The 22,640-nt window shown below is 70.5% G+C and carries 21 protein-coding genes; 7 read left to right on the top strand and 14 right to left on the bottom strand.

Features of this window, described 5'->3' with window-relative positions; all coding sequences use genetic code 11:
- Positions 1-63: 63 nt before the first annotated feature.
- The 8 genes from ccsB to AF335_RS22190 form a co-directional block, all read right to left on the bottom strand.
- The gene (gene ccsB, locus AF335_RS22225) at positions 64-1,218 is read right to left on the bottom strand and encodes a c-type cytochrome biogenesis protein CcsB (protein ID WP_102920491.1); all 1,155 of its coding nucleotides are present in this window, start codon (positions 1,216-1,218) and stop codon (positions 64-66) included.
- Complete coding sequence (gene resB, locus AF335_RS22220) at positions 1,218-2,960, bottom strand: cytochrome c biogenesis protein ResB (RefSeq protein ID WP_102920232.1); 1,743 nt, start codon at positions 2,958-2,960, stop codon at positions 1,218-1,220. The genes ccsB and resB overlap by 1 nt, the downstream gene beginning before the upstream one ends.
- 5 nt (positions 2,961-2,965) lie before the next feature.
- Positions 2,966-3,733, bottom strand: coding sequence for a cytochrome c biogenesis CcdA family protein (locus AF335_RS22215; protein ID WP_102920490.1), 768 nt, complete (start codon positions 3,731-3,733; stop codon positions 2,966-2,968).
- Positions 3,734-3,749: 16 nt separating this feature from the next.
- On the bottom strand, positions 3,750-4,373 hold the full coding sequence (locus AF335_RS22210) for a TlpA family protein disulfide reductase (RefSeq protein ID WP_102920231.1): 624 nt from the start codon (positions 4,371-4,373) through the stop codon (positions 3,750-3,752).
- Between the two features lie 167 nt (positions 4,374-4,540).
- Complete coding sequence (locus AF335_RS22205) at positions 4,541-5,740, bottom strand: polysaccharide deacetylase family protein (protein ID WP_102920230.1); 1,200 nt, start codon at positions 5,738-5,740, stop codon at positions 4,541-4,543.
- Between the two features lie 170 nt (positions 5,741-5,910).
- On the bottom strand, positions 5,911-6,621 hold the full coding sequence (locus AF335_RS22200; RefSeq protein ID WP_102920489.1) for a histidine phosphatase family protein: 711 nt from the start codon (positions 6,619-6,621) through the stop codon (positions 5,911-5,913).
- Between the two features lie 8 nt (positions 6,622-6,629).
- Complete coding sequence (gene hemL / locus AF335_RS22195; RefSeq protein ID WP_221505809.1) at positions 6,630-7,937, bottom strand: glutamate-1-semialdehyde 2,1-aminomutase; 1,308 nt, start codon at positions 7,935-7,937, stop codon at positions 6,630-6,632.
- A 194-nt stretch (positions 7,938-8,131) separates the two neighbouring features.
- Entirely contained in the window at positions 8,132-9,946 is a 1,815-nt protein-coding gene (locus AF335_RS22190; RefSeq protein ID WP_102920228.1) for a recombinase family protein, read from the bottom strand.
- Between the two features lie 198 nt (positions 9,947-10,144).
- Between AF335_RS22190 and AF335_RS22185 the strand changes: the two genes are divergently transcribed.
- Positions 10,145-10,732: a hypothetical protein gene (locus AF335_RS22185; protein WP_102920227.1), complete on the top strand. Its 588-nt coding sequence runs from the start codon at positions 10,145-10,147 to the stop codon at positions 10,730-10,732.
- Positions 10,733-10,760: 28 nt separating this feature from the next.
- On the opposite strand, the gene AF335_RS22180 is transcribed toward AF335_RS22185, so the two are convergent.
- From AF335_RS22180 to AF335_RS22170, 3 genes are all read right to left on the bottom strand, one after another.
- A complete protein-coding gene (locus AF335_RS22180; protein WP_311775621.1) occupies positions 10,761-11,489 on the bottom strand; it encodes a GAF and ANTAR domain-containing protein in 729 nt (242 codons plus the stop codon).
- On the bottom strand, positions 11,482-12,228 hold the full coding sequence (locus AF335_RS22175; protein ID WP_244927125.1) for an ANTAR domain-containing protein: 747 nt from the start codon (positions 12,226-12,228) through the stop codon (positions 11,482-11,484). Before AF335_RS22175 ends, AF335_RS22180 begins: the two co-directional genes overlap by 8 nt.
- A 68-nt stretch (positions 12,229-12,296) precedes the next feature.
- On the bottom strand, positions 12,297-12,680 hold the full coding sequence (locus AF335_RS22170; RefSeq protein ID WP_102920225.1) for an STAS domain-containing protein: 384 nt from the start codon (positions 12,678-12,680) through the stop codon (positions 12,297-12,299).
- A gap of 519 nt (positions 12,681-13,199) precedes the next feature.
- On the opposite strand from AF335_RS22170, the gene AF335_RS22165 reads away from it, so the two are divergent.
- The 3 genes from AF335_RS22165 to AF335_RS22155 all read left to right on the top strand — a co-directional run bounded on the left by AF335_RS22165 (position 13,200) and on the right by AF335_RS22155 (position 15,187).
- Complete coding sequence (locus AF335_RS22165) at positions 13,200-13,535, top strand: YnfA family protein (RefSeq protein ID WP_102920224.1); 336 nt, start codon at positions 13,200-13,202, stop codon at positions 13,533-13,535.
- A gap of 413 nt (positions 13,536-13,948) precedes the next feature.
- The gene (locus tag AF335_RS22160; protein ID WP_102920223.1) at positions 13,949-14,716 is read left to right on the top strand and encodes an SDR family NAD(P)-dependent oxidoreductase; all 768 of its coding nucleotides are present in this window, start codon (positions 13,949-13,951) and stop codon (positions 14,714-14,716) included.
- A gap of 90 nt (positions 14,717-14,806) precedes the next feature.
- Positions 14,807-15,187: a VOC family protein gene (locus tag AF335_RS22155; protein WP_102920222.1), complete on the top strand. Its 381-nt coding sequence runs from the start codon at positions 14,807-14,809 to the stop codon at positions 15,185-15,187.
- A gap of 72 nt (positions 15,188-15,259) precedes the next feature.
- Here AF335_RS22155 and AF335_RS22150 read toward each other — a convergent pair whose 3' ends face one another.
- Positions 15,260-16,453, bottom strand: coding sequence for an RtcB family protein (locus AF335_RS22150; RefSeq protein WP_102920221.1), 1,194 nt, complete (start codon positions 16,451-16,453; stop codon positions 15,260-15,262).
- Between the two features lie 164 nt (positions 16,454-16,617).
- On the opposite strand from AF335_RS22150, the gene AF335_RS22145 reads away from it, so the two are divergent.
- Both AF335_RS22145 and AF335_RS22140 read left to right on the top strand, forming a co-directional pair.
- Positions 16,618-17,472: a hypothetical protein gene (locus tag AF335_RS22145; RefSeq protein WP_102920220.1), complete on the top strand. Its 855-nt coding sequence runs from the start codon at positions 16,618-16,620 to the stop codon at positions 17,470-17,472.
- Between the two features lie 111 nt (positions 17,473-17,583).
- A complete protein-coding gene (locus AF335_RS22140; protein WP_102920219.1) occupies positions 17,584-18,297 on the top strand; it encodes a DUF3558 domain-containing protein in 714 nt (237 codons plus the stop codon).
- Positions 18,298-18,370: 73 nt separating this feature from the next.
- Here AF335_RS22140 and lysS read toward each other — a convergent pair whose 3' ends face one another.
- Positions 18,371-20,131 carry a lysine--tRNA ligase gene (gene lysS / locus AF335_RS22135; protein ID WP_221505808.1) on the bottom strand — a complete coding sequence of 587 codons (1,761 nt, stop codon included), beginning with the start codon at positions 20,129-20,131 and terminating at the stop codon, positions 18,371-18,373.
- A 144-nt stretch (positions 20,132-20,275) separates the two neighbouring features.
- On the opposite strand from lysS, the gene argS reads away from it, so the two are divergent.
- On the top strand, positions 20,276-22,030 hold the full coding sequence (argS, locus tag AF335_RS22130) for an arginine--tRNA ligase (protein ID WP_102920217.1): 1,755 nt from the start codon (positions 20,276-20,278) through the stop codon (positions 22,028-22,030).
- Positions 22,031-22,054: 24 nt separating this feature from the next.
- Here argS and AF335_RS22125 read toward each other — a convergent pair whose 3' ends face one another.
- The gene (locus tag AF335_RS22125) at positions 22,055-22,537 is read right to left on the bottom strand and encodes an ATP-binding protein (RefSeq protein ID WP_102920216.1); all 483 of its coding nucleotides are present in this window, start codon (positions 22,535-22,537) and stop codon (positions 22,055-22,057) included.
- Positions 22,538-22,640 lie beyond the last annotated feature (103 nt).

Below are 22,640 nucleotides of genomic sequence, written 5' to 3'. Positions count from 1 at the left end.
GCTCTACCACCGAGGCCCGCCTCCCGCGCGGCGGGAGACGGGCCTCTGGGCGGTACGGGGGGCTCAGACGCCGGCGTAGGAGTGCTTGCCGGTGACGAAGATGTTTACGCCGTAGTAGTTGAAGATGTACGTGGCGAAGGCGAACAGCGCGATGTAGGCGGCCTTGCGGCCCTTCCAGCCCGCGGTGGCGCGCGCGTGCAGGTAGCAGGCGTAGGCGACCCAGGTGATGAAGGACCAGACCTCCTTGGGGTCCCAGCCCCAGTAGCGGCCCCAGGCGGCCTCGGCCCAGATCGCGCCCGCGATGATCGTGAACGTCCACAGCGGGAAGACGGTCGCGTTGATGCGGTAGGCGAACTTGTCGAGGGTGGCCGCCGACGGCAGGCGCATCACGAAGGTGTCCGTGCCCTTGGCGACCTTCGCCTTGAAGCGGAGGATCCCGCGGCCCTTGGCCGGGAGCTCCGCCAGCAGGCGGTTCAGGCCGTCGGTGCCGACGTAGCCCTGCTCCAGGCGCTCCTCGTAGCCGTTGCGGAAGAGGTAGAAGAGCGTCGAGGCCGCGCCCACCCACAGGGAGGCACCCGAGATGATCGCGCAGGAGACGTGGATCCACAGCCAGTACGAGTGCAGGGCCGGCACCAGCTGGTCGCTGTCGGTGTAGAGCACCGAGACGGCCAGGCCCAGGTCGAGCAGGATGGTGGTGACCAGCGGCAGGCCGAGCCAGCGCACGTTCTTCCCGGCGATCAGCAGACCGAGGTAGACGGCGACCACGACCATGCCGAAGGTGGTGGAGAACTCGTACATGTTGCCCCACGGCGCCCGCTCCACGGAGAGCGCGCGGGTGGCCACGCCGCCCGCGTGGAGGAGGAAGCCGAGGACGGTCAGCGAGACCGCGATCCGGCCGTAGACGTCGCCCTTCTCGCTGGTGCCCGCGGCGCCCGGCCCGTCCGGGACGTCCCGGCCGCCGGCGACGGCGCGGGTGACGACCTTGGGACGGTCCAGGACCGCCGTGCCGCCGCCCCCCTGGGCGCCCGCGGCGGACGCGGTGGCGGCCTTCGCCTCGGTGGTGATCGCGGCGGCGGTCCGGGCGACCGCGCTGCGGCTGCCGAACACCCACTCCGCGATGTGCGCGAGGAAGGCCAGGGTGTAGACGGCCATGGCGGAGTACACCAGCACATTGCTGAGGTTCGCCATGTTCTCGTTGGCTGCGGCAGCGATGGGGATCACGCGCGCGCTCCTTCGGAGGGATCAGCGGAATCTGCGGGGTCGGGCGTGGTGACGGGCGGGGCGTCGGGGTAGAGGGCGACGGCGAGGTCGGCGAGCTCCTCGGGGAGCCGCGCGGACTCGCTGCGGCCGAGGCCCGCGACCTCGACGACGGTCTGCCCGTCGGGGCCGGCCACGGCCCGCACCCAGACCCGGCGGCGCTGGATGAACAGCGAGGCGGCCACGCCCACGAGCGCGGCGACGGCGCCGCCGAGCGCGGCCTCGTTGCCGGGCTGCTGGGAGACCTGGAAGGTGGCCCACGGCTTGATGCCGTCGAACTCCAGGGTGCCCGCGCCGTTCGGCAGGGTCATCTTGTCGCCGACCTTGAGGGCCTGCGCGAAGGGACGGCCGTCCGGCTTCTTGAACTGCTTCATCTTGGACACGTCGAGGCGGTAGACGCTCTGCGGCAGCCCCGAGTCCAGGCCCAGGCTGCCGTGGTAGGCGGTCAGCACCAGGTGCGGGTTGTCCAGGGCGGGGAACTGCGAGTTCATCGACTCGGTCGACAGGTCGAGGGTGGGCACGAAGGAGCCCTGGAAGCCCAAGTCGTCCGGCTTGTTGTCCTTGTCCCGGTAGTCCGGCACCTTGATGACCGCGGTCTCGGTGATGTTGCCGTCCAGCGGCAGCGAGGGCACCGGGCCCCGGAAGGCGATGTCGCCCTGACCGTCCTTGACGGTGACGACCGGCGCATAGCCGTGGCCGATGAGGAAGACCTTGGAGCCGGCCACCTCCAGCGGCTCGTTCACCTTGATCGTCTGCTTGCGCAGCGGGGCGCCCGGGCGCTCCCGGTAGCTGACGTGCGCCTCGTAGGTCCGGGGCGTGCCGCGCTGGGGGCCGGTGCGCTCGTACGTCGCCTCGAAGCCGTCCAGCCAGAAGCTGAAGGGCTCCAGGTCGTCCGAGTCGAAGAGCGAGCCGGACTTGAAGTCGTCGTACTGCGCCAGCTTGTTCGAGAAGCCCTTGCCCTCGACGATCAGCGACTGGCCCTCGGACTTCCACAGCTGGCCGGAGGCGAAGGCCACCAGCATCACGATCAGGGAGATGTGGAAGAGGAGGTTTCCGGCCTCGCGCAGATAGCCCTTCTCGGAGCCGACGGAGTCACCGGAGCGCTCGACGCGGAAGCGCCGCCGCTTGAGCAGCTTCTCCGCCGCCGCCAGCACCTGCCCGGCCTCGGCCTCGGTCCGCCAGGTGGTGTACGCGGGCAGCCGGTTCAGCCGGCGCGGCGCACCCGGCGGGCGGCCGCGGAGCTGGCCGACGAACTGCCAGGTGCGCGGGACGATGCAGCCGATCAGGGAGGTGAACAGCAGGATGTAGATCGCCGAGAACCACACCGAGCTGTAGACGTGGAACAGCCCGAGCTTGTCGTAGACCGGCGCGAGGGTCTCGTGGGCCTTCCGCCAGTTCTCGGCCTTGACCGCGTCGATGCTGGTCTGCGGGATCAGCGAGCCGGGGATGGTGGCCAGCGACAGCAGGAACAGCAGGATCAGGGCGACCCGCATCGAGGTCAGCTGCCGCCAGATCCAGCGCACCCAGCCGACGGCCTCGCGGCCGGACCAGGCGAGCATGCCCAGCGCGCCGGGCTTGCGGACGCCGCCGAACGAGCCGGGGACCGACTGCCCCGCCTCCTCGGCCGGGGCCGTGGACAGCCGGGAGCCCGCGGCGCCCACGTCCTTGTCCTCGGCGGGGGGCGTTGTCTCTGTCTTGGCCATGGTGATCAGACCTCGGGGACGAAGGAGTTGGACCACACCTGCAGCTGGCCGATGATGTGGTCCCAGGCGCCGGTGAGGAGCAGCACACCGACCGCGACGAGCATGACACCGCCGGTCCGCATGACCCACGCATAGTGCCGCTTGACCCAGCCGAACGCGCCGAGAGCGCGCCGGAAGGCCACCGCGGCGAGTATGAAGGGCACACCGAGGCCGAGGCAGTAGGCGAACATCAGCAGCGCGCCGCGCCCGGCGCTGCCCTGGTTCATCGCCAGCAGGTTCACGGAGGCGAGCGTCGGGCCCACGCAGGGCGCCCAGCCGACGCCGAACATGGCGCCCAGCAGCGGCGCGCCGGCCAGGCCCATCGCCGGCTTGCGGTGGAAGCGGAACTCCCGCTGACCGAAGCGGGAGAGCAGGCCCATGAAGGCGAGGCCCATCACGATGGTGAGGACGCCCAGGACCTTGCTGATGACGTGCTGGTAGCGCTGGAGGTCGTAGCCGAAGTTGCCGAAGAGGGCGCCGCCGGAGACGAAGACCGCGCTGAAGCCGAGGACGAAGAGGGACGCGCCGGCGACCATCCGGCCGCGCTTGACCTCGGCGAGGTCGGTGCCGCCGACCCCGGTGACGTACGAGAGGTAGCCGGGTACGAGCGGCAGGACGCACGGCGAGAAGAAGGAGACGAGCCCGCCCAGTACCGCGATGGGCAGGGCGAGCAGCAGCGCCCCGGTGAGGACGGTCTGGTTCATGTCCCCGGCGTTGGCCGCCAGGGTGGTCATCACGGGGGTCACGAGGTCACTTCTCCGCGACCAGCGGGTCGAGCGTCTTGCGCAGCTCTTCCTCGCTCAGTGCCTTGATGGCCCGCGCCGCGATCTTGCCGTCGCGGTCGATGAAGACGGTCGAGGGGATGAACTGGGGGTTGAGGCTGCCCTTGGGGAAGCGCAGCAGCAGCTCGCCCGCGGAGTCGTAGAAGCTGGGGTAGGGGACCCCGAACTCCTTCTCGAACTTGAGCGCCGGGGCGGGGTCGGCGTCGCGGGTGTTGAGCCCGACGAACTCCACGCCCTTGCTCTTGTAGTCGCCCGCGACCGTGACGAGGTTCTTGGCCTCGGCCCGGCAGGGCGAGCACCAGGAGCCCCAGACGTTAAGGACGACGATCTTGCCCTTGTACTCCTTGCCGAGGTCGAGCGCCTTGCCCTCCAGCGTCTTGCCGTCGAGCCCGGGAGCGCTCTGCCGGGCGCTCTTGTCGTTGACGACGCTGACGCCGCCCGCGCCCTGCACAAACTGCGTCTGCCCCCCGCTCTTCGGGTTCTCGCCCGAACCGCAGGCGGTCAGGGCCATGGCCGCGACGGCGGCGAAGACGGCCGGCAGGGTGGTACGCCGGCGTGGGACAGGGCGTCGAAAGGCGCGGCAGGCACTCATGTGAAAAGTTTCGCATGGTCCGTTTAGGGATCTTCCGCACCCCCCTCCGGGTCCCCTCGAACGGGTCGGAGGCCGCCGTACGACGGCCCGTCGCCCCCTCTCCGCCCGCCTTTCACGCCTTTCGCCCCCTAGGACCCCTGCCGCCCCCTGCCGCCCCCGCCGGCGCCTCAGTCGATACGGGCCCGCCACTTCTGCCCGACGTCCAGCTTGCGCAGCCCCCGCAGGACCTCCGGGTCCTGGGCGTCCAGCCAGTCGACGAACTGCCGGAAGGAGACCACCCGGACGTCCTTGCGCTTGTCGTCGGCTATGTATTTGAACGCCTCTTCGACGGCATCCATATAGATGCCACCGTTCCACTCCTCGAAATGGTTGCCCACGAAGAAGGGCGCCCGGTTCGTCTCGTACGCGCGATCGAAGCCCGCGATGTACGAATCCGTCGCCTGCCGCCGCCAGTCCGGATAGTTGGCTCGGGGTCCCCGGGTGGTGTTCTTCGACTGATTGGCCAGGATGTTGTAGTCCATCGAGAGGACTTCGAACGAATGGCCGGGGAAGGGTATCTGCTGCAACGGCAGATCCCAGAGGCCCTGCCTTTTCTTGGGCCACATCTGAAGGCCGCCCGGCGAACTCGCGTCGTACCGCCAGCCCAGTTTCGCCGCCGTCGGCAGCAGATTGTCCTGCCCCAGCAGACATGGCGTACGGGCGCCGACGAGCTCCTTGCGGTAATCGAACGGGAGCGGCTCCAGATCCTTGAATCCGGTGTTCGTCCGCCACTCGGTGACAAACGAGACGGCCTGCTCGATCTCGGACTCCCAGTCCTCGGGCGTCCAGTTCCCGACCGAGCCGGAGCCCGCGCAGAAGTGCCCGTTGAAGTGGGTGCCGACCTCGTGCCCCTCCAGCCACGCCGCGCGCAGGTTCTCCAGCGTCGACCTGATGTGGGCATCGGTCAGATAGCCGATGTCCGATGCGCCGACCGGGTTGTTGGGCGGCTTGTAGAGATTCTTCCTGGACTCCGGGAGGCAGTAGACCCCGGACAGGAAGAACGTCATCCGAGCCCCGTGGTCCCGCGCCAGCTCCCGGAAGCGCGGGAAGAGACCGTTCCCGACCTCGCCCGCGCCGTCCCAGGAGAAGATCACGAACTGCGGGGGCCGCTGTCCCGGCTCCAGCCGCTCCGGCTTGGGCGGCTGGTTGGGCTGGGCTCCGGCGTCGGCGGTGGACCCGTCGCCGATCGGGCTGGCCTTCGCCCGCTGGCTCGCCTTCGCCGAGGGATCGTCGACGCCGGCCGGGGAGGAGGAGCACCCCGCGACGCCCACCGCGGCGGCCGCTCCCACACCCATGCCGAGGAGACCTCGTCGGCTGATGTCGCGCATATCGTCTCCGTCCCTGCTCGACGTGCCCCCTACGCATCTTGTCGTCCATATAAAACGACATTGCGTGAGAGGGCGCGCCGAGCAGAGCGGTTGCGCGTTTTTGCCGGTCTTTACGGAGACTTACCGGACTTTATGCTTCAAGCCGCGAAACTCCGGCCCATGCCTTACTCTCAGGCGCCGAACGCCTTGGCCCCGCCCTTTACCGGCTTCGCGCCCGCGAGAAGGTGCGCGGGAACCAGATCCCGGGCCGGCTCGCTGTAGCCCACCGACACGATTTTGTCCCCCCTAAAGGTGAACGTCGTCAGGCTCGCCAGCGTGCACTGACGTTTACGCGGGTCGTGCCAGAGCCGGCGCCGCTCCGCGAAACTCCGCACGATCCAGATCGGCAGCTGATGGCTCACACAGACGGCCTCGTGACCACGCGCGGCATCGCGCGCCGCACCCAGCGCACCCATCATCCGCACGACCTGCTCGACGTACGGCTCGCCCCACGAAGGGCGGAAAGGATTCGTCAGGTACTTCCAGTTGGCCGGCTTCTTCAGCGCGCCGTCACCGACGCCGAACGTCTTGCCCTCGAAGACGTTCTCCGCCTCGATCAGCCGCTCGTCCGTCGCCAGGTCCAGCGCGTGCGCCTTGGCGATCGGCAGCGCCGTCTCCTGCGCCCGCTCCAGCGGCGACGCCACCACATGGGTGATGTCCCGCCCCGCCAGGTGCTCCGCCACCCGGTCCGCCATCCGCAGCCCGAGCTCCGACAGGTGGTACCCGGGCCGGCGCCCGTAAAGCACACCCTCCGGGTTGTGCACCTCGCCGTGCCGCATCAGATGGACGACGGTCAGCTCGTCGCCCTTGGCCCTCCGGGCCCCGTTCACATCGCTGGTCATACCGTCCATCATTCCGTCGCCTCGGCAGCCGCCCGGGCCGCGGCCGGCAGCGCCACCGCGATCCGCTCGATCGCGGCGCCGTCGTGCGCCGTCGACACAAACCAGGATTCGAACGCGGAGGGCGGCAGATACACGCCCTGCGCCAGCATCGAGTGGAAGAACGCATTGAAGCGGAACGCCTGCTGCGCCTTCGCCTGCTCGTAGTCCAGCACCTCGCGGTCGGTGAAGAACACCGAGAACATGTTGGACGCCACCTGGAGGCGGTGCGCCACGCCCTCCTTGGTCAGGGCCTCGGTCACCAGCCCCCGGATCTCCGCGGAGACCGCGTCCACCTTCTCGTACGCCGCGTCGTCCAGCAGCCGCAGCTGGGCCAGGCCCGCCGCCGTCGCCACCGGGTTACCCGAGAGCGTGCCCGCCTGGTAGACCGGGCCCGCCGGGGCCAGGTGGCCCATCACATCGGCCCGGCCGCCGAACGCCGCCGCCGGGAAGCCGCCGCCCATGACCTTGCCGAAGGTCAGCAGGTCCGGCTTCACCCCGTCGACGCCGTACCAGCCGGCCTTGCTGGTGCGGAAGCCCGTCATCACCTCGTCGGAGATGAACAGCGCGCCGTTCTTCGCACAGGCTGTCTTCAGGCCCTCGTTGAACCCCGGGCGCGGCGGCACCACGCCCATGTTGCCCGGCGACGCCTCCGTGATCACACAGGCGATCTCGCCCGGGTGCGCGTGGAACGCCTCGTGCACGGCCTCCAGGTCGTTGTACGGCAGCACGATCGTGTCGGCGGCGGACGCGCCGGTCACCCCGGGCGTGTCCGGCAGCCCGAACGTCGCCACGCCGGAGCCGGCCGCGGCCAGCAGCGCGTCCACATGGCCGTGGTAGCAGCCGGCGAACTTGATCACCTTGGCCCGGCCGGTGAAGCCCCGCGCGAGACGGATCGCCGACATGGTCGCCTCGGTGCCCGACGACACCAGGCGCACCTGCTCCACGGGCTCGACCCGGGCGACGATCTCCTCGGCCAGCGCGACCTCGCCCTCGCCGGGCGTGCCGAAGGACGTACCGCGGGCCACGGCCTCCTGAACGGCCGCGATCACCTCGGGACGCGCGTGCCCGAGGATCATCGGACCCCAGGAGCACACGAGGTCCACATACTCCCGGCCGTCGGCGTCCGTGAGGTACGGACCCTTACCGGACACCATGAACCGGGGCGTACCGCCCACGGCCCGGAACGCGCGCACCGGAGAGTTCACGCCACCGGGTGTCACGGCAGACGCGCGGTCGAAGAGGCTCTGCGAGACCGGCGCTTCATACGCATAGGGCAATTCGGGCCTGACCTGCGGCTTTTCATTCACTGGTGCGCTCCGTTCGCCCACGACTTGCTCTGACTCACGTCCCGAAGGACCTGCTGGCCGCACGCGCGAGCCGCGGCCCGGACCGCCGCCGGCAGGGTGGTCAGGCCGACCCCGGGCGGGCCCTCCGGAGCCCCTGCTACGTACTGATTCGCCATGCCGACAGGTTACGTCCCTGCCTCATACGGCACGGTCGGCATGGGGCCGCCGCTGCCGGGTCTCACGCAGTCCTTCCGCTGCCGCCGGGCCATCCGTACCGTCACGCGCTCCGCCGCCCGGCACACACGCTTGGTCCCACCCCGGTACGTCGCCTTGGCCACCCGGACCTCGTCGACGAACAGTCGGACCAACAGCCGACGGTCGGCGACGGCCGCTGTCTCCCACCAAGATCCCGGGCCCAAGGGGTCGCCGTCCTCACTCGCCGTCCACTGCTCGATGGGCAGCGCCGGCCGCTCCGGACCTCCCACCTCGCCGATACGACGCTCGATGGCCTCCAAACGGCCTTCGAGACGCTCCTTGTCGCTCAGGAAGCGGGCCCGGCCGATCCGGCCGGCATAGATGCCCGAGTCCAGATCGTCGTAGAGCTGTTTGATGGCGTTGGTGACGTCCGTGCGCTCCCCCATGAGCGCAGCGCGTTCGCCCCGCCTTTCCGGCTGTTCCCGCACCTGGGCGAGACGGCGCGCCGCTTCCTCCAGGATGTCGAGAATCTCGGGCTCCGGATCATCCTGCGCCGCCATGAGGACGGCCATGATCCGGCGGGCAACGTGCTCGTCCACTTCCTTCTGGTTGATGGTGAGACCGCCCACATGCTCACCGGGCACCTGCACGCCCTTGGCCCGGGAGCACTTATAGATGCCCGGCGACCCCGTGAGGGGGCGAACGCACTCGCATTTGAGTACGTCCATGGCAGTCAGCAGATATTCCGACCGTGACGTATCGGCGGCACTGGTGCGCCCGGACAACCATTCCTTCTCGGACAGCCATTCTTGCAATTCAAACCAGCGGGCGGGCGGGATGAGCGCTTCTCCGATGACGATCGGATCACCCGTTTCCTCGTCACGGAGAATCCTGTAGCCGTCCAGCGTCCGCGTCGGGTTCCCGTCCTTGTCCTTCCGATACAGGGGCTCGGCCGCGAACCCGGCCAATCGAGGGTCGGCGAGCATCCGGTTCACGGTGGGGTTCCGCCACCCGGTGCCCTTCCGGCTCGGCACACCGGTCCGGTTCAGCCAGGTGCCGATACCTCCGGGGGAAGCGGGGTGAGCGTTCTTCTTTCCGGCCCATGGGCGACTCTTGAAGTCGAAGATCCGATCCACGACACGCAGGACCACGCTGGCAGGGTCCGTTCCGTCCGGTTTCCGCGCCACAGGGCGGAGCGATCGAATCGTGACGGTCACGGGCTTCCCGTCCACCATCCGAGTCACGGATTCGGGATAACTCTCCATGCCGTACGGGGGAGTTCCGCCCGTCCAGCCACCCAGATTCTTCGCCAGACGCTTGGCGCCGGATATGGCTTCGCTCTTGTTCTTGCTGTCCTGATGGGCAGCGTCCAACCTCATGATCAGCATGATGAGTTCCATCGTGCTGGCAGAGGAGAAGGATCCTTCGGAGACGGAAGTGATGGTGACCCCGAGCGAAAACAGCTCAAGGACGACAGGAATCGCATCCTTCGGCTCCCGGCGGGAGAACCGAGTGACGTTGAATACGACGATTTCTTGGATTTTCCCGGTGCGGCAATCATTGAGCAGCCGCTCGTAATTCTTTCGCTTCGCGCCCGGATCGTAACCGGATACGCCGATATCGCGATAATGCCCCGCGAAACTACAGCCCCGGTCTCGCGCTTTTCTTTCCGTGGCCTGGTCCTGCGTTTGCGGACTGGCTTCCGACTTGTCGGTCTTCTTCTTCGACTGACGGGTATACCCTGCTGCTACCCGGAGCGCGGTAGAGACGTGCTCCGGGTGCCCAGCTTTCGAGTTTGCCGGCATGTTGGGACACTACCCCAACTACCTCAACCATGCGAAGCTTGGGCATCATATGGGTAGCTCACGCTAGCCATGGTCTCAGAGCCTGCCGGGGACTCGCCCTCGGGCGTTTCGCGCGCTCTTCACGGGGGAGGTCTCTGAGACGATGATCGGGTTGCGCGGCGGGGGCTGCCCTGCGTAAAAAAGCGGTCGGGTGGAGATATGCATCGCGGTGGCGGACTGGGCGAGGGCACCGATGACCTGGGCCCCGAGCGAGCCCAGAGGTCCCGCAGGGGGCGCCACAGGGGCCGGCGCGAAGAAGACGGCACGCCCGGCGTGGACGGCACGGAGATCAGCAGGAGTGGTGGCCGGGTGGGGGTGACCTACAAATACTTCGGGGCACCCAACAGTGCGGCCGCGGCCAGCGTCCCGATCTCCATGCGCCCGGAGGAACTCGGCGGCGACGAGCTCGGCATGGGCGGCATGTTCACCAGGATCAAGCCGGAAACGGTCGCCGCCATGGTGCTCACCGGCATCGAGGGCATACCCCTGCACAAGGTCCCCCCGCTCGAACTGGTCGTCCTCCACCCCGACTACGCGGTCGTCAAACTCCCCATGACCGTGGTCGACCCACTGCGCGGGGTCGGCGAGGAGGCGGTGGGCGCCGCGGCCTTCATCTGGTCCACGGTCCCCGACCGCGGCGGCCCGCGTGACGCGTTCACCGTCTACCAGCTCCTCCGCGAGTGGCAGGACTTCTCCCGCCGCCTGCACGAGAACGGCCACCAGCCCTACTGCCTCGTCTGGCCCTGATCCCGGCCGGACCCGGGGCCCCGGCGGCTCAGCGCGGCGCGAGCTCCGCGGTGTCCAGCGTGCCCTGGACCACCTGCTGGGCGAGGTCCGCCAGCCGCAGCCGGCGGGGACGGGCATAGCTCCGCAGGGCCTCGAACGCCGCGTCCAGGCCGATCTGCCAGCGCTCGGCCAGCACTCCCTTGGCCTGCTCGATGACCACCCGGCTGTGCAGCGCGGCCTGCAACTGCGCCTTGTCGACATTGCCCTGCTCGATGGTGCGCTGCTGAAGGATGGCGATCGTCGCCACGTCCGCCAGCGCCTGGGCCAGCTGGGCGTCGGACTCGGAGAGCTTCTCGGCGCGGGAGTGGAAGAGGTTCACCGCACCGATGATCTGGTGGCGCAGCCGCATGGGGATGGCGTGGGTGGTCCGGAAGCCGGCCTCCCGGGCGCGGGCGGCGAAGGGCCCGAATTCGGCTGTGACCCGGGGGGATTCCAGATCGATGTCGAGCTGGGCGTGCCCGGTGCGGTAGCACTCCACACACGGCCCCTGGTCGTGCTGGAGGGCGAACAGCTCCAGCAGCCGGGTGTGCTCGTCGGAGGCGGCGATGACCTGGAGCTCGCCGAAGGGGTCGACGATCATCACGCCGACCGCGTCGATGTCGAGCAGTTCGACACAGCGGGCGGCGAGCCTGTGCAGGAAGTCGATCAAGTCGAAGTCGTCGATGAGCGAGTCCACGGCCTCGACCAGGATCTCCAGCGTGCGTTGCTGGCTAGCCATGGCCATCATCCCCTTTTCTTCTCGAAGACGGGTCCGGCCCGTCACCAGTGTGTCGGAAGCGCAGACGGCGGGCGACCACGTCCTCGGCGACCCGTAGCAGAGGCGTCTCATGGCGGTAGGCGTGGGCCCGCAGCAGGATCAGGGCCTGGGCGACGGTCACCCCCGCCTGGACGCTGATCATGCCGCTGGCCTGGTGGACCGCGGCCCGGTGCAGCGGGGCCCCGGACTCGGCCGTGGCGAGCGTCTCCGCCCGCGCACCGCCGTCCAGCACCACCGCGGTCACCGCGGCGGACAGGATCAGGGCGTCGTCCATCGCGGCCGCCGTCAGCGGGCCCGGCACGGCCCGCTGCGCGGTCAGCACGCCCAGGCACACACCGCCGATGCGCAACGGGAAGCAGAAGACGGCGCCCACACCGAGCCCGGCCAGCGCGGGCAGCAGCACCGGCCACCGGTCGGGGCGGACCCGCGCCAGATCCGGCTCCACGACCACCGCGCAGGAGCTGACGGAGTCCACCCCCGGGCCCTCGCCCAGCGTGTACTGCTCGTCCTCAAGGCGTTCGCTGGCCCCCGGGGACGACCACACCAGCTCGCTCAGGGCACCGCTCGTGACGAGGGAGACGGCCACGCCGTCCACGCCCAGGACGCGGGCGCACTCCAGCGGATCCCCGCAGATCGGTCCCGGGCCCGACCGCGAGGACAGCTCGCGCAGCACCCGGGCCATGCCCGTGCTGGTCGCCACCGCCGGCACCTGCTTCCCGGGCCTGTCCGATACGTGCCGCCCGGAACGAGCGGCCCGCCGTCTTCACCCTACGCCCGGGTGCCCTTGCGGGGGCTGCCGTCGAGGTCCTCCAGATCGGCCAGATCCGTCAGCGAGGCGACGGGCCGGAAGACCTCCAGGAGGCCGGCCACGCGCATGACCTTCAGCGCCCACGGCCGGGTGCACAGCACCTCGAAGGCGCCGCCCGCCGCGAGCACCCCGCCCCGGGCCCGGTACAGCGCGCCCAGGACGGCGCAGTCGAAGAAGGTCACCTGCCGCAGGTCGACCACGACGACGGGCTTGCCCAGCGCCACGAGCCGGAGGAGCAGTGCCTCCATCTCCGGCACGGCCGCCACATCGGCCTCACCCGCCAGCTCCAGCACGCCCCACCGGCCGACCACACGGATCCTGGCCGCGCCCTGCCACTCCGTCATGACGATTTCCCCCGCTCGGACCAGGCCGGACGGCCCCGGGAGCCAGCTCCTCGGGCACCGCCGCCACCAGGGTCCGGGGTGGCTCCTGCAAAGGTATGGCCCACGGTCTTTCCTCAGAAGGGGCCATGCCTCCAGGCCCCTGAAGGTATGAAAAACGTCGGAATTCGACCGTGCCCGGGGGCGATCCGTGGTTGGGTGACGAGGTCCGCCCTACGCATGTTTCCGCGCGGCCCCCCGTCGGCGCGGCCCCCGTCGGGGGTTGGCCGAGACTCTCGCCGCCGGGCCCGGGCCGCCTTCCGGAGGGCCCGCCCGTGCCCTAGGGTGACGCCCGTGGCCCCGGCCCCCGGCCGCACCCTCCCGCGGACGCTCCGGGTGCCTCCCGCCCCTGCCGGTCCCTCCGCGGTCGAGGAAGGACCGGCCGGTGTCCCCGCCAGGGGAGGGTGGGCCTCCGGCCGGTCCGTTCGCTCCCCGGCCCGCCTCCCGCCCCTGCCGGTCCCGGGCCGGTCGTAGCCTTCTGCCATGCTCCCCCTGCGTTCCGTCGCCCTCTTCGTCCTCGCCGCGCTGCTGGAGATCGGCGGCGCCTGGCTCGTCTGGCAGGGCGTCCGCGAGCACCGGGGCTGGGCGTGGATCGGCGCCGGGATCGTGGCCCTGGGCGCCTACGGCTTCGTCGCCACGCTCCAGCCCGACGCCGACTTCGGCCGCATCCTCGCCGCGTACGGCGGGGTCTTCGTCGCGGGCTCGCTGGCCTGGGGCATGGTCGCGGACGGCTACCGCCCGGACCGCTACGACGTCCTCGGCGCGCTCGTCTGCCTGATCGGCGTCGCGATCATCATGTACGTCCCCCGCGACCGCTGACGGACGCCCGCCGCGGACACGGAGGTACGGCCGTTCCCCGGACACCGGCATAACGGCCGTCGAGGCCCCGGCGTACGGCCGCTACGGACCCCCGGCCCGAGACACGACCGTCCCCGGACACCCACGTACGACCGTCAAGGCCCCGGCGTACGACCGCCAGGACCCCCGCGTACGGCCGCCACGGACCCCCGGCCCGAGACACGACCGTCCCCGGACACCCACGTACGACCGCCGAGGCACCGGCGTACGACCGCCAGGGCCCCTCTTACGACCGCCAGGGCCCCCGCGTACGGCCGCCACGGACACCCCGGGCGCCCCGGCCGGAACACCACGGGCGGCCGCCGCCCCCGGCACACCCGCCGCATATCCTGCGCACGGATCTGCCACGTCGCTTGCGCCCCAGGAGGCCCCTCATGAGCACCCGCACCGCAGTCATCACCGGCGCGAGCAGCGGAATCGGCGCCGCCACCGCCCGCCGGCTGGCCGCCGAGGGCTACCGCGTCGTGCTCACCGCCCGGCGCGGCGACCGGATCGAGGCGCTCGCCGCCGAGCTCACCGCCGCGGGTCACAAGGCCGTCGCCCATGAGCTCGACGTCACCGACCGCGCCGCCGTCACCGCCTTCGGCGCCTTCCTCGACGCCTTCCCGGCCGTCGACGTCCTGATCAACAACGCCGGCGGCGCCCTCGGCGCCGACCCCGTCGCGACCGCCGACCCCACCGACTGGCGGACGATGTACGAGGTCAACGTCCTCGGCACGCTCAACGTCACCCAGGCCCTGCTCCCCCGCCTGCGCACCGCCCCCGACGGCGGCACCGTCCTGATCGTCTCCTCCACCGCCGGCCTCGCCACCTACGAGGGCGGCGGCGGCTACGTCGCGGCCAAGTACGGCGCCCACGCGATGGCCGAGACCCTCCGCCTGGAGCTGTGCGGCGAGCCCGTGCGCGTGGTGGAGATCGCGCCCGGCATGGTGAAGACCGAGGGCTTCGCCGTCACCCGCTTCCGGGGCGACGAGGAGAAGGCCGCCGCCGTCTACGCGGGCGTGGCCGAGCCGCTGACCGCCGAGGACATCGCCGACACCGTCGCCTGGGCCGTCACCCGCCCGCCGCACGTCAACGTCGACCTCCTGGTGGTCCGCCCGCGCGCCCAGGCCGCCAACCGCAAGGTCCACCGCGAGCTGTAAACCCTCGCGCAGAAGATCATTAAGGGTTACGTTCATGCGGCGGCCGTCCTGGGGGGACGGCCCCGTGAATCCCTAGGAAAGGGGAATCCCATGCGCGTAACCGGCTTCGACCACCTGGTGCTCAACGTCACCGACGTCGAGCGGGCGCTGGCCTTCTACACCGGCCCGCTCGGCCTGGAGCCGGTCCGGGTGGACGAGTGGCGTGCGGGCAAGGTGCCCTTCCCCTCGGTCCGCGTCTCGCCCACGACCATCATCGACCTGTTCGCCCGCGACCGCGGCGAGTCCAACGTCGACCACATCTGCCTGGTCGTCGAGCCCCTCGACTGGCAGACCGTGATCGACTCCGGCACCTTCACGGTCACCGACGGCCCCGGCTCCCGCTTCGGCGCCCGCGGCGACGGCCAGTCCCTCTACGTCCAGGACCCGGACGGCAACACGGTCGAGCTGCGCTGGTACCAGCAGGACGCCTGACACACCCGGCCCGCGCGGCCCACGCGCAAGGGGCCCGGCACCCACCGCGGATGCCGGGCCCCTTCCCGTGCGTCAGCCCTTGACGCAGACGACCTGCTTCAGCTTCGCGACGACCTCGACGAGGTCCCGCTGCTGCTCCATGACCTTCTCGATCGGCTTGTACGCGCCGGGGATCTCGTCGACCACGCCGGCGTCCTTACGGCACTCCACGCCGCGCGTCTGCTCCTCCAGGTCCCGCGTGGTGAAGCGCTTCTTCGCGGCGTTGCGGCTCATCCTGCGGCCGGCGCCGTGGGACGCGGAGTTGAAGGAGGCCGTGTTGCCGAGGCCCTTCACGATGTACGAGCCGGTGCCCATCGAGCCCGGGATGATGCCGAACTCCCCGCTGCCGGCGCGGATCGCGCCCTTACGGGTGACGAGCAGGTCCATGCCCTCGTAGCGCTCCTCCGCCACATAGTTGTGGTGGCAGGAGATGACCTGCTCGAAGGTCGGCGCGGCCTTGGCGAACTCCTTGCGGACCACGTTCTTGAAGAGCGCCATCATCAGCTCGCGGTTGTGCTTGGCGTACTCCTGCGCCCAGAACAGGTCGTGCCGGTAGGCCGCCATCTGCGGGGTGTCCGCGACGAAGACCGCGAGGTCGCGGTCGATCAGGCCCTGGTTGTGCGGCAGCTTCCGGGCCTGGCCGATGTGGTACTCGGCGAGCTCCTTGCCGATGTTCCGGGAGCCGGAGTGGAGCATCAGCCAGACCGAACCCGTCTCATCGAGACAGAACTCAATGAAGTGATTTCCGGATCCAAGCGTTCCCATCTGCTTCGTGGCCCGCTCCTGACGGAACTTGACCGCTTCCGCGATCCCGTCGAACCGCCCCCAGAAGTCGTCCCACCCCGCCGTCGCCAGCCCGTGCAGCCGACCCGGGTCCACCGCGGAGTCGTGCATCCCACGGCCCACCGGGATCGCCTGCTCGATCCGGGAGCGCAGCCGCGACAGGTCGGCGGGCAGGTCGTCCGCGGTCAGCGACGTCTTCACCGCCGACATCCCGCAGCCGATGTCCACGCCCACCGCCGCCGGGCACACCGCGCCGCGCATCGCGATCACCGAGCCGACCGTGGCGCCCTTACCGAAGTGGACGTCCGGCATCACCGCGAGGCCCTCGATCCACGGCAGGGTCGAGACATTGCGCAGCTGCTGCATGGCGACGCCCTCGACCGTGGCCGGGTCGGCCCACATGCGGATCGGAACCCGGGCGCCGGGCACCTCGGTGTAGGACATGATTTTCCCCATTACCCCATAAAAGAAAGATAACGCAAAAGCCGGACAAATCTCACGATTCACGACAGCGAACCGGCAGACGCGGCGGCACGTGCGGTAGACATACTGTCCAGCCGCCGCCGGACCGGCGGCAACACGTTTTCGGGCGAGAGGGGCCACGGACAGTGCAGCGAAGGGCGTACGCACCGGCCGCCGCGCTGGTGGCGGCCGTGCTCACCGCGGGCCTCACCTCGTGCAGCGGAGCCTCCGGCGCCGGCGGCGGAGGCGACGACTCCAAGCCCGGCCACCCCGGCTCCTCGGCCCCCGCCGGCGAGCCCGGCAAGTACCGCGGCCTCCCCGAACCCTGCGGCTACGTCAACCGCGACACGCTCCGCCGCCTGCTCCCCGCCGGCGAGGACGAGAGCGAGGCCGAGATCGAGAAGGTCTACAAGGGCCAGGCCGCCATCACCTACGACACCGACCGCCGCGTCGGCTGCCGCTGGCGGCTGGAGACCCCGGAGGGCACCCGCCACCTGTCGGTCGACTTCGAGCGCGTGGTGTCGTACCAGCCCGGCGTCAGCGACGAGCAGCGCGCGCGGCAGCTCTACGCCCGCGAGGCCACCGCCGCCCACATCCCGGCCGCGACCTCCTCGGCCTCCTCGACCGCCACCCCGGCCCCCTCCTCCGGCAGCCCGAGCACGAGCTCCGGCGCGCACCCGCAGGGCGGCGCGGAGTCCGGCAAGCCGAGCACCACGGCCTCCCCGTCCCCGTCCGGCCCGCCCTCCGGCTCCCCCGCCGGGCTGGCCCCGCGCGCCCTCGACGACCTCGGCGACGAGGCGTTCGTCGACGACAAGCTGAGCACCACGGGCTCCGGGGTGCACCGCGACATCGCGATCGTCTTCCGGTCCGCCAACGTCCTGGTGACCATCGCCTACGACCAGTGGTCGACCGACCGGCAGCGCGTCCCCAGCAGCGAGGACCTCCAGGGCAGGGCGCACGCCCTGGCCCGGGAACTCGACGCGGGGCACTTCGGCAATTAGCCCGGCGAGTAACGTCCCACTTCGACCACCGCCGTGCGTCGGCCGCGTAGCGTGCCGACCAGACCCGGGCGCAGCCCGGCCCGCCCTCGAACCTGAACGAGCGAAGGACCCATGCACCGAACAGCCCCGCGACTCGCCCGAATCCTCGCCTGCGCCGCAGTACCGGTGATGCTCGTCGCCACCGGCTGCTCGGACGACTCCGGCGACAAGAAGAAGTCCTCGGCCACGCCCTCCGCGGCGGCGACGCCCAGCGCCTCGCCGTCCGTCAAGGAGGCGACGTTCACCAAGCTGCCCGAGGTGTGCAAGACCATCACCGAGAAGACGATCGACTCGATCGTGCCGAAGGCGAAGAAGAAGGAGGGGGACCCGCTCCCCGCCTCCGACTCCAACGACTCGGCGAGCTGCTTCTGGAACGGCCTCGACGACGAGGACCCCAAGGACATGCAGTTCCGCACCCTGACGGTCTCCCTGAAGCGCTTCGCCGCCGACCCGGCCCTGGGCTCGGGCGAGAAGCGCGCCCAGGCGTTCGTCACCCAGCGGACCACCAAGGCGGCCACCGAGGACGGCGCCAAGGAGGCCAAGACGGAGAAGGTCTCCGGCATCGGCGACGAGGCGAACAGCGTGGCCTCGGACTACCGCAAGAGCGACGACGACTACCGCAACGCGATCGTCGTCACCCGCACCGCCAATGTCGTGATCACCGTGAAGTACAGCGGCGCGGGCTACCAGGGGGCGAAGAACCCCGACGCGGAGGGCCTGATGAAGAACGCGCAGACCGCGGCGAAGGAGGCCGTCACGGCCGTCGCCGAGGCGAACAAGAAGTAGCGCGGGGCCGCAAAGGCGGAGGGCCGCCACCCGGTGACACCGGGTGGCGGCCCTCCGCCTTTGCCGCGGGGTGTTACGCGGCCAGCAGCTTGCGCACCCGGTCCGCGCCCACGGCGAGGAGCAGCGTGGGCAGTCGCGGGCCGGTGTCCCGGCCGACCAGCAGGTGGTAGAGCAGGGCGAAGAAGGTCCGCTGGGCGACCTTCAGCTCGGGCGTCGGCTTGGCGTCGGGCGTCAGGCCCGCGAGGACCTTCGGCACGCCGTAGACGAGCGTGGTGAGGCCGTCGAGCGACCAGTGGTCGTCGAGGCCGTCGAGCAGCAGCCGCAGCGACGCGCGGGCCTCGTCGTCGAGGGCGGCGAGCGCCTCGGCGTCGGGCTCGGCGCGGACGACCGTGCGCGACTCGGCCGGGACCTGGGTGTTGATCCAGTGCTCGGCGCGGTCGAGCCGGGGCCGGGTCTCGTCCAGCGAGGTGACCGGGTTGGCCGGGTCCAGGTCGGCGAGGATCCGCAGGGTCTGCTCGTCGTGGCCGCCGGTGATGTCGACGACCGAGGCGAGCGTGCGGTACGGCAGCGGGCGCGGGGTGCGCGGCAGCTCACCGGCGGCGGTGCGGGCGGCCCGGGCGTACGCGGCGGCGTCGGCGGGCAGCACCGTGCCGTCGGCGACCTTGGACTCCAGCTTGTCCCACTCGTCGTAGAGCCGCTGGATCTCCTGGTCGAAGGCGATCTTGAAGGACTGGTTGGGCCTGCGGCGGGCGTAGAGCCAGCGCAGCAGCGGCGCTTCCATGATCTTCAGCGCGTCGCCCGGGGTGGGGACGCCGCCCTTGGAGCTGGACATCTTGGCCATGCCGCTGATGCCGACGAAGGCGTACATCGGGCCGATCGGCTGCTCGCCGCCGAAGACCTTGCGGACGATCTGGCCACCGACGACGAAGGACGAGCCGGGCGAGGAGTGGTCCACACCGGAGGGCTCGAAGATCACGCCCTCGTAGGCCCAGCGCATCGGCCAGTCGACCTTCCAGACCAGCTTGCCGCGGTTGAACTCGCTGAGCAGGACGGTCTCGGAGTGCCCGCACACACAGGTGTAGGCGAGCTCGGTGGACTCGTCGTCGTAGGAGGTGACGGTGGTGAGGTCACGCTCGCAGACGGCGCAGTACGGCTTGTACGGGAAGTAGCCCGCGCCGGAGCCGCTGCCGTCGTCCTCGGCGGCGGCGCCGGAGCCCTCGGCGGCCTCCAGCTCGGCCTCGTCGACCGGCTTCTGCTGCTTCTGCTGCGGCTTCTTGCCGGCCGCGGCGGGGTCCTTCTTCGTCCGGTACTGGTCGAGGACGGCGTCGATGTCACCGCGGTGCTTCATCGCGTGCAGGACCTGCTCGCGGTAGACGCCCGAGGTGTACTGCTCGGTCTGGCTGATCGGGTCGTACTCGACGCCGAGCTCGGCCAGCGCCTCGACCATGGCGGCCTTGAAGTGCTCGGCCCAGTTCGGGTACGCCGAGCCGGCCGGGGCCGGGACCGAGGTCAGCGGCTTGCCGATGTGCTCGGCCCAGGACTCGTCGATGCCGGGGACGCCGTTCGGCACCTTGCGGTAGCGGTCGTAGTCGTCCCAGGAGATCAGGTGGCGGACCTGGTGCCCGCGGCGGCGCATCTCGTCGGCGACCAGGTGCGGGGTCATGACCTCGCGGAGGTTGCCGAGGTGGATGGGGCCGGAGGGGGAGAGCCCGGAGGCCACGACGATGGGTTTGCCGGGGGCGCGGCGCTCCGCTTCGGCAATGACCTCGTCGGCGAAACGGGAGACCCAGTCGGCCTCGGTGCTCTGAGCCTGAGCCACGGCACTTCCTTCCATACGGTCCTGGCATGACCATTGTCCCAGACGAAAGGCGGGGCCCCGGGGTTGCCCGGGGTGCGGCGAAATCGCCGGGGGGCCGTGGTACACGCATGGGATACTCGGGGGGACCTTCATGCCGCCTACCGGAATGGCACCCACCCCATGGCTTCGGTTCCCTCCCTCGCTTCCTCGCTCCACCAGCGCCTCGCGGAGGCCCTCTCGGCGGCCCTGCCGGAGGCCGGCACCGCCGACCCGCTGCTGCGACGAAGCGACCGGGCCGACTTCCAGGCCAACGGGATGCTGGCGCTGGCCAAGAAGCTGAAGGGCAACCCCCGCGAGCTGGCGGCGAAGGTCGTCGAAGGCCTGCCCGCCGGTGACCTGATCAAGGATGTCGAGGTCTCGGGCCCCGGCTTCCTGAACATCACGATCACCGACGAGGCGATCGTGCGGACCCTCGCCGCGCGCGCCGCCGACGACCGCCTGGGCGTGCCGTTCGCCGAGGCCCCGGGCACCACGGTCATCGACTACGCCCAGCCGAACGTGGCCAAGGAGATGCACGTCGGCCACCTGCGGAACTCCGTGATCGGCGACGCCGTCGTGCGGATCCTGGAGTTCTCCGGCGAGAAGGTCGTGCGCCGCCACCACATCGGCGACTGGGGCACCCAGTTCGGCATGCTCATCCAGTTCCTGATCGAGCACCCGCACGAGCTGGACCACGAGGGCGAGGTCTCCGGCGAGGAGGCCATGTCCTCGCTCAACCGGCTGTACAAGGCGTCGCGGACGCTCTTCGACTCCGACGAGGAGTTCAAGGCCCGCGCCCGGCGCCGGGTCGTCGACCTCCAGGCGGGCGACGAGGAGACCCTCGCGCTGTGGCAGCGGTTCGTCGACGAGTCGAAGATCTACTTCTACTCGGTCTTCGACAAGCTCGACGTGGAGATCCGCGACGAGGACATCGTCGGCGAGTCCGGCTACAACGACATGCTCGCCGAGACCTGCCGCCTGCTGGAGGAGTCCGGCGTCGCCGTCCGTTCCAACGGCGCGCTCTGCGTCTTCTTCGACGACGTCAAGGGCCCGGACGGCAACCCCTCGCCGCTGATCGTCCAGAAGTCCGACGGCGGCTTCGGCTACGCGGCGACGGACCTGTCCGCGATCCGCGACCGGGTGGGCAACCTCAAGGCCGACACCCTGCTGTACGTGGTGGACGCCCGGCAGTCCCTGCACTTCAAGATGGTCTTCGAGACCGCCCGCCGGGCCGGCTGGCTGACCGACGACGTCAAGGCCGTCCAGCTCGGCTTCGGCACGGTCCTCGGCAAGGACGGCAAGCCGTTCAAGACCCGTGAGGGCGAGACGGTCCGCCTGGTCGACCTGCTCGACGAGGCGATCGACCGCGCCACGGCCGTGGTCCGGGAGAAGGCCCAGGACCTGACCGAGGAGCAGATCGCCGAGCGCGGCGCCCAGGTCGGCATCGGCGCGGTGAAGTACGCGGACCTGTCCACGTCCGTCTCCCGCGACTACAAGTTCGACCTGGACCAGATGGTGTCCCTCAACGGCGACACCAGCGTCTACCTCCAGTACGCCTACGCCCGGATCCAGTCGATCCTCCGCAAGGCGGGCGAGGCCCGTCCGGCCGCCCACCCGGAGCTCGCGCTGGCCCCGGCCGAGCGTGCGCTGGGCATGCACCTGGACCAGTTCGGCGAGCTCCTCGCCGAGGTCACGGCCTCCTACGAGCCGCACAAGCTGGCCGGTTACCTCTACCAGCTGGCCTCGCTCTACACCACGTTCTACGCGGAGTGCCCGGTCCTCAAGGCGGAGACGCCGGAGCAGGTGGAGAACCGCCTCTTCCTGTGCGACCTGACGGCCCGCACTCTGCGCCAGGGCATGACGCTGCTGGGCATCCGGACGCCCGAGCAGCTCTGAAGCACCCCACCGGGGGCGGGCGGGTCAGCCCGCCCCCAGTTCGAACCACATCAGCTTGCCGACCAGCCCTTGCGGCTGGTCCCGCAGCGCGAAGCCGCCCCAGCTGTCGGCGCACGTCGACACCAGCCCCAGCCCGCGCCCCTGCTCGGCCTCGCCGTCCGGCGGCACGGCCCGGACCGGCGCCGGGAGCTTGGGGTTGGTGTCCCAGACGCTCACCCGCACCCGCTCCCCCTCGCCCCGCACCCGCACCGAGGCGGGGCCGTCGGAGTAGCGGTAGGCGTTGGTGAGCAGTTCGGAGGTCAGCAGCTCGGCGGTGTCCGCCACGGCGGCGAAGCCGTGCTGCTGGAAGATCGTGCGCAGGGTGCGCCGTGCGATGCAGGGGGCCAGTGGGTCGCGGGGGACCTGAAGGGTGTACTCCCAGTCGTCGGCCTCCTCGGGGCCGTCCGGTCCCGGACCGCCCTGCTCCGAGTCTGCCTTTTCGGAGTCGTTCTCCGGGTCGTCGCCCATGCCCGCGCCTCCGTTGCGTGAGTGGCGTGGCACACACCGTAGAGCATCGGCTCGCCCGCCGTGGCGGGAGCGGGCCGGGAACGGGAGGAGCCGGGGGCGACCG

Origin of the sequence: Streptomyces eurocidicus, assembly GCF_002891295.1 — a bacterium.
GTDB lineage: Bacteria > Actinomycetota > Actinomycetes > Streptomycetales > Streptomycetaceae > Streptomyces > Streptomyces eurocidicus.
This window is presented reverse-complemented; position numbering and strand designations above follow the sequence as displayed.